This is a genomic window from Pectobacterium actinidiae (genome assembly GCF_000803315.1).
In the GTDB taxonomy this organism is placed as follows: Bacteria; Pseudomonadota; Gammaproteobacteria; order Enterobacterales; family Enterobacteriaceae; genus Pectobacterium; species Pectobacterium actinidiae.
Window position 1 is genome coordinate 1,242,288 of the sequence record NZ_JRMH01000001.1, and the last position, 16,107, is coordinate 1,258,394.

The 16,107-nt window shown below is 51.1% G+C and carries 15 protein-coding genes; all 15 read left to right on the plus strand.

The features are described from left to right. Positions 1 to 249: 249 nt before the first annotated feature. The 15 genes from sucA to cpoB all read left to right on the plus strand — a co-directional run bounded on the left by sucA (position 250) and on the right by cpoB (position 16,066). Positions 250 to 3,057 carry a 2-oxoglutarate dehydrogenase E1 component gene (sucA, locus tag KKH3_RS05220; protein ID WP_039356569.1) on the plus strand — a complete coding sequence of 936 codons (2,808 nt, stop codon included), beginning with the start codon at positions 250 to 252 and terminating at the stop codon, positions 3,055 to 3,057. A 15-nt stretch (positions 3,058 to 3,072) separates the two neighbouring features. Beyond that, positions 3,073 to 4,299: a 2-oxoglutarate dehydrogenase complex dihydrolipoyllysine-residue succinyltransferase gene (odhB, locus tag KKH3_RS05225; protein WP_039356570.1), complete on the plus strand. Its 1,227-nt coding sequence runs from the start codon at positions 3,073 to 3,075 to the stop codon at positions 4,297 to 4,299. A gap of 186 nt (positions 4,300 to 4,485) precedes the next feature. Further along, entirely contained in the window at positions 4,486 to 5,652 is a 1,167-nt protein-coding gene (sucC, locus tag KKH3_RS05235; protein WP_010299192.1) for an ADP-forming succinate--CoA ligase subunit beta, read from the plus strand. Beyond that, positions 5,652 to 6,524, plus strand: coding sequence for a succinate--CoA ligase subunit alpha (sucD, locus tag KKH3_RS05240; protein WP_010285005.1), 873 nt, complete (start codon positions 5,652 to 5,654; stop codon positions 6,522 to 6,524). Before sucC ends, sucD begins: the two co-directional genes overlap by 1 nt. Positions 6,525 to 7,253: 729 nt before the next feature. Beyond that, complete coding sequence (cydA, locus tag KKH3_RS05245) at positions 7,254 to 8,822, plus strand: cytochrome ubiquinol oxidase subunit I (RefSeq protein ID WP_039356576.1); 1,569 nt, start codon at positions 7,254 to 7,256, stop codon at positions 8,820 to 8,822. Between the two features lie 13 nt (positions 8,823 to 8,835). Next, on the plus strand, positions 8,836 to 9,975 hold the full coding sequence (gene cydB / locus KKH3_RS05250) for a cytochrome d ubiquinol oxidase subunit II (RefSeq protein ID WP_039356579.1): 1,140 nt from the start codon (positions 8,836 to 8,838) through the stop codon (positions 9,973 to 9,975). Positions 9,976 to 9,991: 16 nt separating this feature from the next. After that, the gene (gene cydX, locus KKH3_RS21575) at positions 9,992 to 10,108 is read left to right on the plus strand and encodes a cytochrome bd-I oxidase subunit CydX (RefSeq protein WP_011092952.1); all 117 of its coding nucleotides are present in this window, start codon (positions 9,992 to 9,994) and stop codon (positions 10,106 to 10,108) included. Further along, positions 10,105 to 10,398, plus strand: coding sequence for a cyd operon protein YbgE (gene ybgE, locus KKH3_RS05255; RefSeq protein WP_039356581.1), 294 nt, complete (start codon positions 10,105 to 10,107; stop codon positions 10,396 to 10,398). Before cydX ends, ybgE begins: the two co-directional genes overlap by 4 nt. 133 nt (positions 10,399 to 10,531) lie before the next feature. Beyond that, a complete protein-coding gene (gene ybgC, locus KKH3_RS05260) occupies positions 10,532 to 10,936 on the plus strand; it encodes a tol-pal system-associated acyl-CoA thioesterase (RefSeq protein ID WP_010299208.1) in 405 nt (134 codons plus the stop codon). Beyond that, positions 10,933 to 11,619 (plus strand): Tol-Pal system protein TolQ, encoded by a 687-nt coding sequence (gene tolQ, locus KKH3_RS05265; RefSeq protein WP_039275589.1) that lies wholly within the window; start codon positions 10,933 to 10,935, stop codon positions 11,617 to 11,619. Before ybgC ends, tolQ begins: the two co-directional genes overlap by 4 nt. Positions 11,620 to 11,631: 12 nt before the next feature. Further along, complete coding sequence (gene tolR, locus KKH3_RS05270; protein ID WP_010285025.1) at positions 11,632 to 12,057, plus strand: colicin uptake protein TolR; 426 nt, start codon at positions 11,632 to 11,634, stop codon at positions 12,055 to 12,057. A 64-nt stretch (positions 12,058 to 12,121) separates the two neighbouring features. After that, complete coding sequence (gene tolA / locus KKH3_RS05275) at positions 12,122 to 13,297, plus strand: cell envelope integrity protein TolA (protein ID WP_039356585.1); 1,176 nt, start codon at positions 12,122 to 12,124, stop codon at positions 13,295 to 13,297. A 137-nt stretch (positions 13,298 to 13,434) separates the two neighbouring features. Beyond that, positions 13,435 to 14,727, plus strand: coding sequence for a Tol-Pal system beta propeller repeat protein TolB (gene tolB, locus KKH3_RS05280; RefSeq protein ID WP_039356588.1), 1,293 nt, complete (start codon positions 13,435 to 13,437; stop codon positions 14,725 to 14,727). Positions 14,728 to 14,767: 40 nt separating this feature from the next. Further along, on the plus strand, positions 14,768 to 15,280 hold the full coding sequence (gene pal / locus KKH3_RS05285) for a peptidoglycan-associated lipoprotein Pal (RefSeq protein ID WP_039356591.1): 513 nt from the start codon (positions 14,768 to 14,770) through the stop codon (positions 15,278 to 15,280). Positions 15,281 to 15,289: 9 nt separating this feature from the next. Next, complete coding sequence (gene cpoB, locus KKH3_RS05290) at positions 15,290 to 16,066, plus strand: cell division protein CpoB (RefSeq protein WP_039356594.1); 777 nt, start codon at positions 15,290 to 15,292, stop codon at positions 16,064 to 16,066. Positions 16,067 to 16,107: the final 41 nt, after the last annotated feature.

The window sequence follows — 16,107 nt, forward strand, 5'->3', positions numbered from 1 at the left end:
TGCATAAAGATTAAGTAGTAAAACATGTATCTCCCTCTGAAGTTGCTATTCTTCAGAGGGAGCGCAGGAAACCTTTAAAAACCGGCTTACGCGCCCGAACCGGTTTTTAAAGGTTCCTTAGGGGGGATGGATACCCTAAGCGCGTACCGAAGTACGACAAGTGAACCGTTTTTACGGCGAACGATATACGGACACTAATTACATGTTAACCACGGCGAAAACTGAAGCTTATTAGCTTAAGGGATCATAATGCAGAACGGCGCGATGAAGGCCTGGCTGGATTCCTCCTATTTGGCGGGTGCGAATCAGTCCTACATAGAGCAACTCTATGAAGATTTTTTAACCGATCCTGACTCGATCGAACATAGCTGGCGCTCGATCTTCCAGCAATTGCCTACGAGTGGGGTCAAACCGGATCAACTCCATTCTAAAACGCGTGAATATTTCCGCCGTCTGGCGAAAGACTCTTCGCGCTTTACCTCGTCAGTCACCGATCCCGATATTGATGCTAAGCAGGTCAAGGTATTACAGCTGATCAATGCGTTCCGTTTCCGTGGACATCAGCAAGCTAACCTGGATCCGATCTTCCTGCGCCCGCAGGAACCCGTTGCAGAATTGGATCTGGATTACCACAACCTGACGCAGGATGACCTGCAAGAATCCTTCAATGTGGGGTCTTTTGCCATCGGCAAAGACACCATGAAACTGGAAGATCTGTATGATGCGCTGAAACGCACCTATTGCGGTTCTATCGGTGCGGAATACATGCACATGACCAGCACGGAAGAGAAACGTTGGATCCAGCAGCGTATCGAATCGGTAATGGGGCAGCCGTCATTTTCTCTCGAAGAGAAACGCCGTTTTCTGAAAGAGTTAACCGCAGCCGAAGGGCTGGAGCGTTATCTGGGTGCCAAATATCCTGGTGCCAAGCGTTTCTCGCTGGAAGGCGGTGATGCACTGGTTCCGATGCTGAAAGAGCTGATTCGCCATGCGGGTGCAAATGATACTCGCGAAGTGGTATTGGGGATGGCACACCGTGGCCGCCTCAACGTGCTGATCAACGTATTGGGCAAAAAGTCTCAGGATCTGTTCGACGAGTTCGCTGGCAAGCATAAAGAACACTTGGGCACCGGTGACGTGAAATACCATCAGGGCTTCTCGTCTGAATTCGAAACTGCTGGCGGTCTGGTGCATTTGGCGCTGGCGTTTAACCCATCGCACCTTGAGATCGTCAGCCCGGTAGTGACTGGCTCGGTACGTGCGCGTCTCGATCGTCTGAATAGCCAGAGCGGCCCGCGTGTTTTACCTATCACCATTCACGGTGATGCGGCAATTAGCGGTCAGGGCGTGGTGCAGGAACTGTTGAACATGTCGACGGTGCGTGGCTACGAAGTTGGCGGCACGCTGCGTATTGTGATCAACAACCGTATCGGCTTTACCACGTCTAACCCGCTGGATATTCGCTCAACCGAATACTGTACCGATATCGGCAAGATGGTGCAGGCTCCGATCTTCCACGTTAACGCAGATGACCCAGAAGCGGTGGCATTTGTTACGCGTCTGGCGTTGGATTTCCGTAATGAGTTTAAGCGCGATGTGTTCATCGATCTGATCTGTTATCGCCGTCATGGTCATAACGAAGCTGACGAGCCAAGTGCAACGCAGCCGATGATGTACCAGAAGATCAAAAAGCATCCTACGCCGCGTAAGGTCTATGCCGATCGTCTGGAGCAGGAAAAATCCATCACGCTGGAAGATGCCACCGAGATGGTCAACCTATACCGCGATGCGCTGGATGCGGGTGAATGCGTGGTGGAAGAATGGCGTCAGATGGATATGCAGTCCTTTACCTGGACGCCGTATCTGAACCATGAGTGGGATGAACCCTATCCGCACGCAACAGAAATGAAACGTTTGCAGGAACTGGCTAAGCGTATCAGTGAAGTGCCGGAGGGGATTGATATCCATCCTCGCGTTGCCAAGGTTTATAGCGATCGTGCCGAAATGGCTGCGGGTAATAAACCGTTCGACTGGGGCGGAGCAGAAACGCTGGCTTACGCCACGTTGGTTGACGAAGGCATTCCGATTCGCTTGTCTGGTGAAGACAGTGGTCGTGGCACATTCTTCCATCGTCATGCTGTCGTGCATAACCAAAAAAATGGTTCCAGCTATACGCCGTTGAACCACGTACATAACGGTCAGGGCGAGTTCAACGTCTGGGACTCCGTGCTATCCGAAGAAGCGATTCTGGCGTTTGAATACGGCTATGCGACCGCAGAACCGCGCACCCTGACCATCTGGGAAGCGCAGTTTGGTGACTTCGCCAACGGTGCCCAGGTCGTTATCGACCAGTTCATCAGCTCCGGTGAGCAGAAGTGGGGCCGCATGTGTGGTCTGGTCATGCTGCTGCCGCACGGTTACGAAGGTCAAGGTCCAGAGCACTCGTCTGCCAGACTGGAACGTTATCTGCAACTGTGCGCTGAGCAAAATATGCAGGTTTGTATTCCGTCAACGCCAGCACAGGTGTATCACATGCTTCGCCGTCAGGCGCTGCGCGGTATGCGCCGCCCGCTGGTGGTTATGTCACCGAAATCTCTCCTGCGCCATCCGCTGGCGATTTCTTCACTGGATGAACTGGCAAATGGTTCCTTCCAGCCGGCGATTGGTGAGGTAGAAGAATTAGATCCGGCAGCCGTGAAGCGTGTCGTGCTTTGTTCCGGTAAGGTCTACTATGATTTGGTGGAACAGCGCCGCAAGAACGAGCAAAAGAATGTCGCGATCGTCCGTATCGAACAGCTTTATCCGTTCCCGCATCAGTCCGTTCAAGCTGCGCTGGAACCGTTTGCCCATGTTCACGATTTCGTGTGGTGTCAGGAAGAACCGCTGAATCAGGGAGCCTGGTATTGCAGTCAGCACCATTTCCGTGAAGTGATTCCATTTGGGGCTTCTTTACGTTACGCAGGACGCCCGGCGTCTGCATCACCCGCCGTTGGCTATATGTCCGTACACCAGAAACAACAGCAAGATCTGGTCGATGACGCGCTGAACGTTGATTAAATAAAAGGATAGATAATGAGTAGCGTAGATATTCATGTACCCGACCTGCCTGAATCCGTCGCTGACGCCACTGTGGCGACCTGGCATAAAAAACCAGGCGATAGCGTCCAGCGCGATGAAGTACTGGTTGAAATTGAAACTGACAAAGTTGTGCTGGAAGTGCCTGCCTCTGAAGCGGGCATTCTGGATGCCGTGCTGGAAGAAGAAGGCGCGACCGTAACGTCTCGCCAGCTACTGGGTCGCATTCGCCGTGGCGATAGCTCCGGTAAAGAAACCAGCGAGAAGTCACAGAGCAAAGAATCAACACCCGCACAGCGCCATACGGCTGGGCTGGAAGAAGAGAGTAGCGATGCGCTCAGCCCGGCAATCCGCCGTCTGATTGCAGAGCACGATATCGATGCCTCTGCAATCAAAGGCAGCGGCGTAGGCGGTCGAATTACCCGCGAAGACGTGGATAAGCATTTGGCTGCCCAGAAGAAAGAGCCAGCTAAAGCACCTAAGTCTGAGGCTACGGCGGCTTCTCCTGCACCAGCTTTGGGCGCGCGCAGCGAAAAACGCGTACCGATGACGCGCTTGCGTAAGCGTGTTGCAGAACGTCTGCTGGAAGCGAAAAACAGCACGGCAATGTTGACGACGTTTAACGAAATCAACATGCAGCCAATCATGGATCTGCGCAAGCAGTACGGCGAGGCATTTGAGAAGCGCCACGGCGTGCGTCTGGGCTTCATGTCCTTCTACATCAAAGCTGTGGTCGAAGCGCTGAAGCGTTATCCAGAAGTGAATGCTTCTATTGATGGCGAAGATGTGGTTTACCACAACTACTTCGATGTCAGCATCGCGGTATCTACCCCGCGTGGTCTGGTTACGCCAGTACTGCGTGATGTGGATGCGCTGGGCATGGCCGACATCGAGAAACGTATCAAAGAGCTGGCTGTGAAAGGCCGTGACGGCAAATTGACGGTTGAAGAATTGCTGGGCGGTAACTTCACGATTACCAATGGCGGCGTCTTTGGCTCTCTGATGTCTACCCCGATCATCAACCCACCGCAGAGTGCGATTCTGGGTATGCACGCCATTAAGGATCGCCCGATGGCGGTTGATGGTCAGGTCGTTATTCTGCCGATGATGTATCTGGCACTGTCTTACGATCACCGTTTGGTCGATGGCCGCGAGTCCGTTGGCTTCCTGGTGACGGTGAAAGAGATGCTGGAAGATCCAGCGCGTCTGCTGTTAGACGTTTAGTCCGACAGGTAGGCTATCGGGCGGATAACCCTGACGGTTTCCGCCCAATATGTGCTATGCAGGCCGTTTTTCTCAGCGGCGTTATCCAAATATATCAGAGAGTTAATGGCGCTTTTCTCTACCGAAAGACTCGGTGATGAAAAACCGTCTGCCGACTTATCTCCAAACCTAAATGGATAGAACATCATGAATTTACACGAGTATCAGGCAAAACAACTCTTTGCTCGATATGGTTTACCGGCACCGACCGGTTATGCCTGTACCACACCGCGTGAAGCGGAAGAAGCCGCATCTAAAATTGGTGCGGGTCCGTGGGTCGTAAAATGTCAGGTTCACGCCGGTGGTCGCGGTAAAGCGGGCGGCGTTAAAGTCGTCAGCAACAAAGAAGATATCCGCGCGTTTGCTGAAAACTGGCTGGGTAAAAAACTCGTTACTTATCAAACTGACGCGCAGGGCCAGCCAGTTCATCAGATTCTGGTTGAAGCGGCAACGGATATCGACAAAGAGCTTTATCTGGGCGCGGTTGTTGACCGTGGCACGCGCCGCGTGGTGTTCATGGCGTCCACCGAAGGTGGCGTAGAAATTGAAAAAGTGGCGGAAGAAACGCCAGAGCTGATTCATAAAGCGGCGATCGATCCACTGGTCGGCCCGCAGCCTTATCAGGGGCGTGAGCTGGCTTTTAAACTGGGTCTGAGCGGTAAGCAAGTGGCTCAGTTCACCAAAATCTTCATGGGTTTGGCGACGCTGTTCCTTGAGCGCGATCTGGCTCTGGTAGAAATCAACCCGCTGGTTATCACCAAGCAGGGCGATCTGATCTGTCTGGATGGCAAGCTGGGTGCGGACGGCAATGCGTTGTTCCGTCAGCCTGAGCTGCGTGAAATGCGTGACCCAAGTCAGGAAGACTCCCGTGAAGCGCATGCAGCGCAGTGGGAACTGAACTATGTTGCGCTGGACGGTAACATTGGCTGTATGGTGAACGGTGCGGGTCTGGCGATGGGCACGATGGACATCGTGAAGCTGCACGGTGGCTCTCCTGCTAACTTCCTCGATGTCGGCGGCGGCGCGACGAAAGAACGTGTTACTGAAGCGTTCAAAATTATTCTGTCTGACGACAAAGTAAAAGCCGTCTTTGTGAACATCTTTGGTGGCATCGTACGTTGCGATTTGATCGCCGACGGTATCATCGGAGCAGTAGCCGAAGTGGGTGTTAACGTACCGGTTGTTGTACGTCTTGAAGGAAACAATGCGGAACTGGGTGCCAAGAAACTGGCGGATAGCGGCCTGAATATTATTGCCGCGACCAGCCTGACGGGTGCGGCTCAGCAGGTTGTTGCAGCAGTGGGGGATAAATAATGTCCATTCTGATTAATAAAAATACCAAAGTTATCTGTCAGGGTTTTACCGGTAGTCAGGGGACATTCCACTCTGAGCAAGCACTTGCTTACGGTACGCAAATGGTCGGTGGGGTCACGCCGGGTAAAGGCGGCACGGAACATCTGGGTTTGCCTGTATTTAATACGGTGCGTGAAGCGGTAGAAGCAACGGGCGCAACGGCATCTGTTATCTATGTCCCCGCTCCGTTCTGTAAAGACTCCATTCTGGAAGCGATTGACGCAGGTATCGAGCTGATTATCTGTATCACCGAAGGTATCCCAACGCTGGATATGCTGACGGTGAAAGTGAAACTCGATCAGAGCGGCGTGCGGATGATCGGCCCGAACTGCCCTGGTGTAATCACGCCGGGCGAATGTAAAATCGGTATTATGCCGGGCCATATTCACCTGCCGGGTAAAGTCGGTATCGTTTCTCGCTCAGGTACACTGACGTATGAAGCGGTGAAGCAAACGACCGATGCCGGTTTAGGTCAGTCCAGCTGTGTGGGGATCGGCGGTGACCCGATTCCTGGCTCTAACTTTATCGACATTCTGAAGCTGTTTGAACAAGATCCGCAGACGGAAGCCATCGTGATGATTGGTGAAATCGGTGGTACGGCAGAAGAAGAAGCGGCGGCGTACATTAAAGAGCACGTGACGAAACCCGTTGTCGGTTACATCGCGGGTGTGACGGCACCGAAAGGTAAGCGCATGGGCCATGCTGGCGCCATCATCGCTGGCGGTAAAGGTACCGCTGACGATAAATTCGCAGCGTTAGAAGCGGCGGGTGTTAAAACCGTTCGTAGCCTGGCGGATATCGGCGATGCTGTGAAAGCGATATTGTCGCGTTAATCGATGAGTCGATTAACTATACCAGCCACCTTCGGGTGGCTTTTTTACGTAAAAAATGATGGAATTCAATAGGATCAAATATGGCTAAATGTTGTTAATATCTGCAACAATTATAAAACAATAAATAAACGAAAGTATAAGTAATAAAATAAGAGAAATCATACAAAAAAAAGAATAAAGATAACTCGTTTTATTGTATGTGAATAATCGAACACCAAAGTAAAGAATACATTGCTGAATTAATTTTAATTAAACCTAAAAGTCACATTGCATTAACAATGAGTGTAATAAATAAATTAATGCAACGCGATAATCACGATAAAAGCGTTAAATTGTTTTAGATCAAAAAACGCCTCTGGATATAATTTCTTAAATAGGCTTAAATTGCGCGAGGTCAATTATCGTCTTTCACGCCGTTTAGTGGAAAAGTTGATTTGAAGCCAAAAACCTAGTCTGGGTCACGTAAAAACCTATTTATTGTAGGGGATTACAGGCGTAATATACGGCTACCTCCCTATGGGGTACGCGATTTGTAATACTTGTGATTTATCTTGAGCTTGCTGTCGGGTGTCGCGGTGCGACTGCCCTGGTGAACGGTATTTCTAGCGTTCATTACAGCCTGTGTTAAAGCAATTCTTGTTGTGTTCTTTTTGGGTGTAATGGCCGGATGTTTGGCGGCTTGTCAGCGTTTGCAAGCTAATCCCTTCCTGCGAGGAGCAAGGAGTCAAAATGTTTGATGTAGTCGAACTGTCACGTTTACAGTTTGCCTTAACTGCAATGTACCATTTTCTATTCGTACCATTAACGCTGGGGATGGCGTTTTTGCTGGCGATTATGGAAACGGTATATGTGCTGTCCGGCAAACAAATCTATAAAGATATGACCAAATTCTGGGGCAAGTTATTTGCAATTAACTTCGCTCTGGGGGTCGCTACCGGATTGACCATGGAGTTTCAATTCGGGACCAACTGGTCATATTTCTCTCACTACGTCGGGGATATTTTCGGCGCGCCGCTAGCGATTGAAGGCCTGATGGCATTCTTCCTCGAATCGACCTTTGTTGGCTTGTTCTTCTTCGGCTGGGACCGTTTAGGAAAAGTACAGCATATGGCCGTTACCTGGCTGGTTGCGCTGGGCTCTAACTTCTCCGCACTGTGGATTCTGGTTGCCAATGGTTGGATGCAGAACCCCATCGCATCGGATTTCAACTTCGAAACCATGCGTATGGAAATGGTGAGTTTCGCCGATCTGGTACTGAACCCGGTTGCTCAGGTGAAATTCGTTCACACGGTAGCAGCAGGTTACTGTACCGGCGCAATGTTCATTTTGGGTATCAGTTCTTACTATCTGCTGAAAGGTCGAGACATTGCGTTTGCCAAGCGTTCATTCGCCATCGCGGCAAGCTTCGGTATGGCGTCGGTTCTGTCTGTTATCGTACTGGGTGATGAATCCGGCTATGAAATGGGCGACGTGCAGAAAACCAAACTGGCAGCGATTGAAGCCGAATGGGAAACACAGCCTGCTCCGGCATCCTTTACGCTGATCGGCATCCCGAACCAGGATAAGATGGAAAATAACTATGCCATCAAGATTCCTTATGCTCTGGGCATCATTGCGACGCGTTCTACTGACAAAGAAGTCACCGGCCTGAAAGAGCTGATGGAAATGCACGAAGTGCGTATCCGCAATGGTATGAAGGCTTACCAATTGCTGGAAGAATTACGCGCGGGCAATACCGACCCAGCAGTAAGGCTGGCGTTTGAACAGTCCAAGCAGGATCTTGGTTATGGCATGCTGCTGAAGCGCTATACGCCGAAAGTCTCTGATGCGACAGACACGCAGATTAAACAAGCCGTCAAAGATTCTATCCCACGCGTTGCACCACTGTACTTCTCTTTCCGTATCATGGTGGGCTGTGGCGTTCTGATGTTGTTAATCATCGGCCTGTCTTTCTGGTCTGTTCTGCGTAACAAAATTGGTCAGAAACGTTGGTTACTCCGCATTGCGTTGTACGGCATTCCGCTGCCGTGGATTGCGATTGAAGCCGGCTGGTTTGTGGCTGAATATGGCCGTCAGCCTTGGGCTATTGGTGAGATTCTGCCGACAGCTGTTGCGGCGTCATCATTGACCGCTGGGGATATTCTGTTCTCTATGGGACTGATCTGTGGTCTGTATACGCTCTTCCTGATTGCAGAAATGTATCTGATGTTCAAATTCGCACGTCTGGGGCCGAGCAGCCTGAAAACAGGGCGCTACCATTTTGAACAACCTATAGCGGCTGCGCAGGAAGCACGGTAAACAGGAGTCCACTATGTTTGAATATGAAGTCTTACGTTTTATCTGGTGGCTGTTGATCGGCATTTTGCTGATTGGCTTCGCCATCACTGATGGTTTTGACATGGGCGTGGGCATTCTGGTGCGTCTGATGGGACGTGGTGATACCGAACGTCGCGTCATGATTAATAGCATTGCGCCGCACTGGGATGGTAACCAGGTTTGGCTGATCACCGCAGGTGGTGCGCTGTTTGCTGCCTGGCCGATGGTTTACGCCGCTGCGTTCTCTGGTTTCTACATTGCCATGATTCTGGTTCTGGCCTCCTTGTTCTTCCGTCCTGTCGGCTTCGATTACCGTTCAAAAATCGAAGATCCGCGCTGGCGTGGCATGTGGGACTGGGGCATCTTCATCGGTAGCTTTGTCCCACCGGTGGTGATTGGTGTGGCATTTGGTAACCTGTTGCAGGGCGTGCCGTTCCACGTTGATGAATATCTGCGTCTGTACTACACCGGAAACTTCTTCCAACTGCTGAACCCGTTTGGCTTGTTGGCGGGTGTGGTTAGCCTGACGATGATCCTGACTCAGGGGGCAACCTACCTGATGATGCGAACCACGGGCGATCTGCACGTGCGCTCCAAATCTGCCGCGCAGATTTCCGCGCTGGTGATGATGGTGACGTTTGCTCTGGCTGGTGTATGGGTCGTTTACGGCATTGATGGTTATGTAGTGACGTCGGCAATTAACACCGCTGCTGAATCTAACCCGCTGCGTAAAGAAGTCGTTCAGCAGGCGGGTGCCTGGCTGATCAACTTCAATAACCATCCGGTATTGTGGGCTATCCCTGCTCTGGGCGTTGTACTGCCAGTGCTGACGACCCTCATGGCACGCGCAGAGAAAGGGGCTTGGGCATTCCTGTTCTCTTCTCTGACTATCGCGTGTGTGATTCTGACCGCAGGGATCGCCATGTTCCCATTCATCATGCCATCAGTGACTGTACCTAACGTCAGCTTGACGGTCTGGGATGCGACATCAAGCCTGCTGACGCTGAAAGTGATGACAGTGGTTGCGATTATTTTCGTTCCTATCGTGCTGTCTTATACCGCGTGGTGTTATTACAAGATGTTCGGTCGCATTACCAAAGAGCAGATTGAGCAAAACACTCACTCTATGTACTAAGTAAGGAGCTTAATTTATGTGGTATTTTGCCTGGATACTCGGAACGCTTCTTGCTTGCTCACTGGGGATCATCACGGCCCTGGCTATTGAGCAGAGTGAGGCAAGCAAAGCGGCTGAAGAAGATAAGCAATGAGTGATCTGGTCGATAAACTCTATCGCCTGATGGATAAGAGCCCGTTAAGGGCTCTTTCCATTATCATGGCGTTGCTGCTGGCTGGTTGTGTATTCTGGGATCCGACGCGCTTTGCGGCGCGGACCAGTGAACTCGCGGTTTGGCAGGGGTTGCTGTTGATTTGGGCCGTTTGTGCTGGCGTTGTTCATGGCGTTGGTTTTCGTCCACATCGCCTGCTCTGGCGCGCGTTTTTCGCACCACTTCCCGCCTTTGTGATCCTGTGCGCAGGATTGTACTATTTCTTCGGCTAAAATAGCCTCCTATTCCATTTAGTTATGGGTTGCTTGCGGCCCATAATTATTTTCTTTCCGTTGTCACAATCCATTCCAAACCTCATTTCTCTTGCGTATAGTAGCGAGGTTTAATGCATTACTGGGATGTAGAGTGAGTAATTCGTTGTTTCGCTGGCCAGTTCGAGTCTACTTTGAAGACACTGATGCAGGTGGCGTTGTCTACCACGCTCGCTATATTGCCTTTTATGAAAGGGCAAGAACCGAGGCGTTGCGTGAGCGCAACTTTCACCAGCAAGCCTTGCTAAGTGAGCATGTCGCGTTTGCTGTTCGTCGAATGACGGTGGAGTATCTTGCCCCTGCGCGCCTCGACGACATGCTGGAAGTGCAAAGCGAGATTATCTCGCTGCGTGGTGCTTCTCTGACTTTCGCCCAGCGTATTCTCAATGCTCACGGTACCCTGCTGAGCCATGCTGAAGTTTTGATCGCATGCATCGATCCACATCAAATGAAGCCAATTGCGCTTCCTAAGTCTATTGTCGCGGAGTTCAAGCAGTGACTGACATGAACGTTTTTGATTTGTTCCTGAAGGCAAGCCTTCTGGTCAAACTAATCATGCTGATTTTAATCTGTTTTTCTATCGCTTCCTGGGCGATCATCATTCAGCGTACCCGAATTCTGAACTCGGCGACGCGTGAGGCTGAGGCGTTCGAGGACAAATTTTGGTCGGGCATCGAACTGTCGCGTCTCTATCAGGAAAGTCAGACTCGTCGCGATAGCCTGACGGGCACTGAACAAATCTTCCATTCAGGTTTCAAAGAATTTGCACGGTTGCATCGTGCCAACAGCCATGCGCCGGAAGCCGTAGTGGAAGGGGCGTCCCGTGCAATGCGTATTTCAATGAATCGTGAATTGGAAACGCTGGAAACGCACATTCCCTTTTTGGGAACCGTGGGTTCTATCAGCCCGTACATCGGCCTGTTCGGTACCGTTTGGGGAATTATGCATGCTTTCATCGCGTTAGGCGCAGTGAAGCAGGCAACCTTGCAAATGGTTGCCCCGGGTATTGCCGAAGCCCTGATTGCAACGGCAATCGGTCTGTTTGCGGCAATCCCTGCGGTCATGGCGTATAACCGTCTTAGCCTGCGGGTGGGCAAACTGGAGCAGAACTACGACAACTTTACGGAAGAGTTTATCGCTATCCTGCACCGTCAGGCGTTCTCCAGCGACAACAGCAAGTAATCAGGGGGGATCATGGCACGAGTACGCAGAGGCCGTCGTGAGCTGAAATCCGAGATCAACATTGTCCCGTTACTGGACGTGCTGTTGGTGCTGTTGCTGATTTTTATGGCGACAGCCCCGATTATTACGCAGAGCGTTGAGGTGGATCTACCGGATGCGACCGACTCAAAAACGGTCTCCAGCAACGACAATCCGCCCGTGATCGTAGAGGTTTCAGGCATAGGGCAATATAGCCTGGTTGTTGAACAAAACCGTATGGAGCAGCTCCCAGCAGAGCAGGTGGTTGCTGAAGCGCAATCACGGCTGTCAACCAATCCCAAGACGGTCTTTTTGATTGGTGGCGCGAAGGATGTTCCTTATGATGAGATCATTAAAGCGTTGAATTTGTTACATCAGGCTGGCGTGAAATCCGTTGGTTTGATGACACAACCGATTTAAATGAGCGCATCACGGTAATGATCGTTAAGCCTATTTCTGGCAACACTGTTTTTGGGAATCGCTTGTGCTAAAGGCAAACGAACAAAACGATAAGCTAAAACGCGCCGTTATTATCTCGGCTGTTTTGCACATCATACTGATTGCTTTGCTGCTTTGGAGTTCGTCGACGCAAACGATGGATGCCAGCGGGGGCGGCGGAGGCTCGTCCATTGATGCCGTCATGGTCGATCCAAGCGCAGTGGTGGAGCAGTATAACCGCCAACAGCAGCAGCAGACCGATGCGAAACGTTCTGAACAGCAGCGTCAAAAGCAGGCTGAACGGCAGGCCGAAGAGCTCCAGCAGAAGCAAGCGGCTGAACAGCAGCGGCTGAAAGAGTTGGAAAAAGAGCGTCTGCAAGCGCAGGAAGAGGCGAAAAAGCAGGCTCAGGAACAGGCTGAACAGCGTAAGCAGTCTGAAGCGGCGGCTCAGCAGGCAAAAGAACAGCAGAAGCAAGCCGAAGCGGCCGCAGCAAAAGCGAAGGCTGAAGCTGAACAGCAGGCGAAAGCAGCGGCAGACGCTAAAAAGAAAGCGGAAGACGAAGCGAAGAAACAGGCCGCTGCTGCCGCTGCGGCTAAGAAGCAGGCGGAAGAAGAGGCTAAAGAAAAAGCCGCTGAAGCCGCTAAGCAGAAGGCAGCAGAAACCGCTAAAGCAGAAGCGGCAAAGGCAGCCGCAGAAGCTGAGCAAGCTAAACAAAAAGCAGCAGCCGAGGCGGCTAAGCAAAAAGCCGATGCTGAAGCAGCGAAGAAAGCAGAAGCAGCCGCAGCAGCTAAGAAAGCCGCTGATGATAAAAAGAAAGCGGCAGCAGAAGCGGCTAAGCAGGAAAGCGCCGTTGATGATTTGCTGGGCGGGTTGGCTTCATCGAAAAATGCGCCGAAGTCTGGCGGCGGTGCGCCTGCGGGCACGGGTAACAATAAAAAGAGCGGTGCATCAGGTGCAGCGCTTGATAGTTATGGTAGCCAGGTGCGTTCAGCTATTCAGAGCAAGTTTTATGACTGGCAGCTCTACAAAGGACGTACTTGTACATTACGGATTAAGCTGGCACCAGATGGTCTGCTGATTGATGTCACTGCTGAAAGCGGCGATCCGGCGTTATGTCAGGCGGCTATTGCGGCTGCCAAACAGGCCAGAATACCGAAGCCACCGAGTACGGATGTTTATGAGGCTTTTAAAAATGCGCCAATAGACTTTAAACCGCAGTAACCGGGCTGTTTACCCATAGGTTTAAGATTATTACGATGGTAAATAAACCAGGTTATGTTGTTTTGTTGACATTGGTTTGTTTTTGTTAAAATTCTGCTAATTTATCGTAGACTTCGCGTCTGGATAAGGGAGATGAGATGAAGCAAGTACTGAAAGTTGCAGTAAGCTTTTTAATGCTGTGGGCAGCGGCGCTGCACGCGGAAGTACGTATAGAGATTACCCAAGGGGTAGACTCTGCACGTCCTATCGGTGTGGTTCCGTTCAAATGGGCTGGTCCAGGTGCTGCGCCTGAAGACGTAGGCGGCATCGTGGGTGCTGATTTACGTAACAGCGGCAAATTCAATCCGATCGACGCAAACCGCATGCCGCAACAGCCTGCAACGGCATCTGAAGTAACACCTGCTGCATGGACGGCACTGGGCATTGATGCGGTTGTAGTTGGTCAGGTTCAACCAAGTGCTGATGGCAGCTATCTGGTTTCTTACCAGCTCGTTGATACCTCGGGTAACCCGGGTAACGTATTGGCGCAGAACCAGTTCAAAGTGACCAAGCAGTGGTTGCGCTATGCTGCGCACACAGCCAGTGATGAAGTGTTTGAGAAACTGAGTGGTATCAAAGGGGCGTTCCGTACCCGTATCGCTTACGTTGTTCAGACTAACGGTGGTCAGTTCCCTTATGAACTGCGCGTTGCGGATTATGACGGTTACAACCAATTTGTTGTTCACCGTTCGCCACAGCCGCTGATGTCTCCGGCCTGGTCCGCAGATGGCAGCAAACTGGCCTATGTCACGTTTGAAAGTGGCCGTTCTGCGTTGGTTATCCAGACGCTGGCAAATGGCGCGATCCGCCAGGTTGCTTCCTTCCCGCGTCACAACGGTGCACCTTCTTTCTCTCCCGATGGCAGCAAACTGGCTTTTGCTCTGTCTAAGAGCGGTAGCTTGAATTTGTATGTGATGAATTTGGGTTCGGGGCAAATCAGTCAGGTGACTGATGGCCGCAGCAACAACACGGAACCAACCTGGTTCCCAGACAGCCAGACCTTGGCCTATACTTCAGACCAGGCTGGTCGTCCTCAGGTTTATAAAGTGAATGCTAACGGCGGTGCGCCACAACGTTTGACCTGGGAAGGTTCTCAAAACCAGGACTCTGATGTGAGCGCCGACGGGAAATTTTTGGTAACGGTGAGTTCTAATGGTGGAGCTCAGCATATTTCCAAACTGGATCTGGTAACGGGTGCCGTACAAGTATTAACGGACACGTTCCTGGACGAAACGCCAAGTATCGCACCGAATGGCACGATGGTGATCTACAGTTCCAAACAAGGGCTGGGTTCAGTGCTACAGTTGGTTTCGACAGATGGACGTTTCAAAGCGCGTCTTCCGGCTACTGATGGACAGGTTAAATTCCCTGCCTGGTCGCCGTATCTATAAGTACAGATATGTACAATAAACTCGTCAAAGGACATAAGAAATGCAATTCAATAAAGTGCTGAAAGGCCTGATGTTGGCTCTGCCGGTACTGGCAGTGGCCGCTTGTAGCTCCAACAAGAACGCGGACAATGACCAATCTTCCATGGGTGCTGGCGGCAACAACGGCATGATGGATGGCGGTAACATGTCTTCTTCTGAGCAAGCTCGTTTGCAGATGCAAGAATTACAGCGCAACAACATCGTTTACTTCGGTCTGGACAAGTACGATGTGAGCTCTGAATTCGCTCAGATGCTGGACGCACACGCTGCATTCCTGCGTAGCAACCCGTCTTACAAAGTGACTATCGAAGGTCACGCGGACGAACGCGGTACGCCAGAATACAACATCGCTCTGGGTGAGCGTCGTGCCAACGCGGTACAAATGTACCTGCAAGGTAAAGGCGTTTCTTCCGATCAGATCTCTATCGTTTCTTACGGTAAAGAGAAACCAGCTGTTCTCGGTCATGACGAAGCGGCTTATGCCAAAAACCGTCGTGCCGTTCTGGTATATTAAGAGAATCGCATGAGCAGTAACTTCAGACGTCACCTGTTGGGTCTGTCGTTACTGGTTGGCGTAGCGGTCCCTTGGGCCGCTACTGCCCAAGCGCCAATCAGTAATGTCGGCTCAGGCTCGGTCGAAGACCGTGTCACTCAATTGGAGCGTATTTCTAACGCTCACAGTCAGCTTTTAACCCAACTTCAACAGCAGCTCTCTGATAATCAGCGTGATATTGACAGCCTCCGTGGGCAGATTCAGGAAAGTCAGTATCAGTTGAATCAGGTTGTTGAACGACAGAAACAGATCTATCAGCAGATTGATGGATTAAGTTCGCAATCATCCTCTACACCGACGACAGACGGCGCACCTGCCGCTGCGGCGGGTACTGATACTGGTGCTGCCAATACGGCGGCACCGGCCAGTACGGGTGATGCGAATACGGATTACAATGCCGCAGTCGCGCTCGTGCTGGAGAAAAAACAGTACGATCAGGCGATCAGCGCATTTCAGGCATTCGTCAAAAAGTACCCGGATTCAACGTATCAACCTAATGCTAACTATTGGCTTGGTCAGTTGAATTACAACAAAGGGAAAAAGGACGATGCGGCGTACTATTTCGCCAATGTAGTCAAAAATTATCCCAAGTCACCAAAAAGTTCCGAGGCGTTGCTGAAGGTTGGGGTGATCATGCAGGAAAAAGGTCAGGCTGATAAAGCCAAGGCCGTTTACCAGCAAGTTGTAAAAATGTACCCCAATACGGAAAGTGCAAAGCAGGCTCAAAAACGTTTATCTGCATCGTAACCCCGTCTTAATTGGCACAAAAATTGCGCATCATGAGCGAT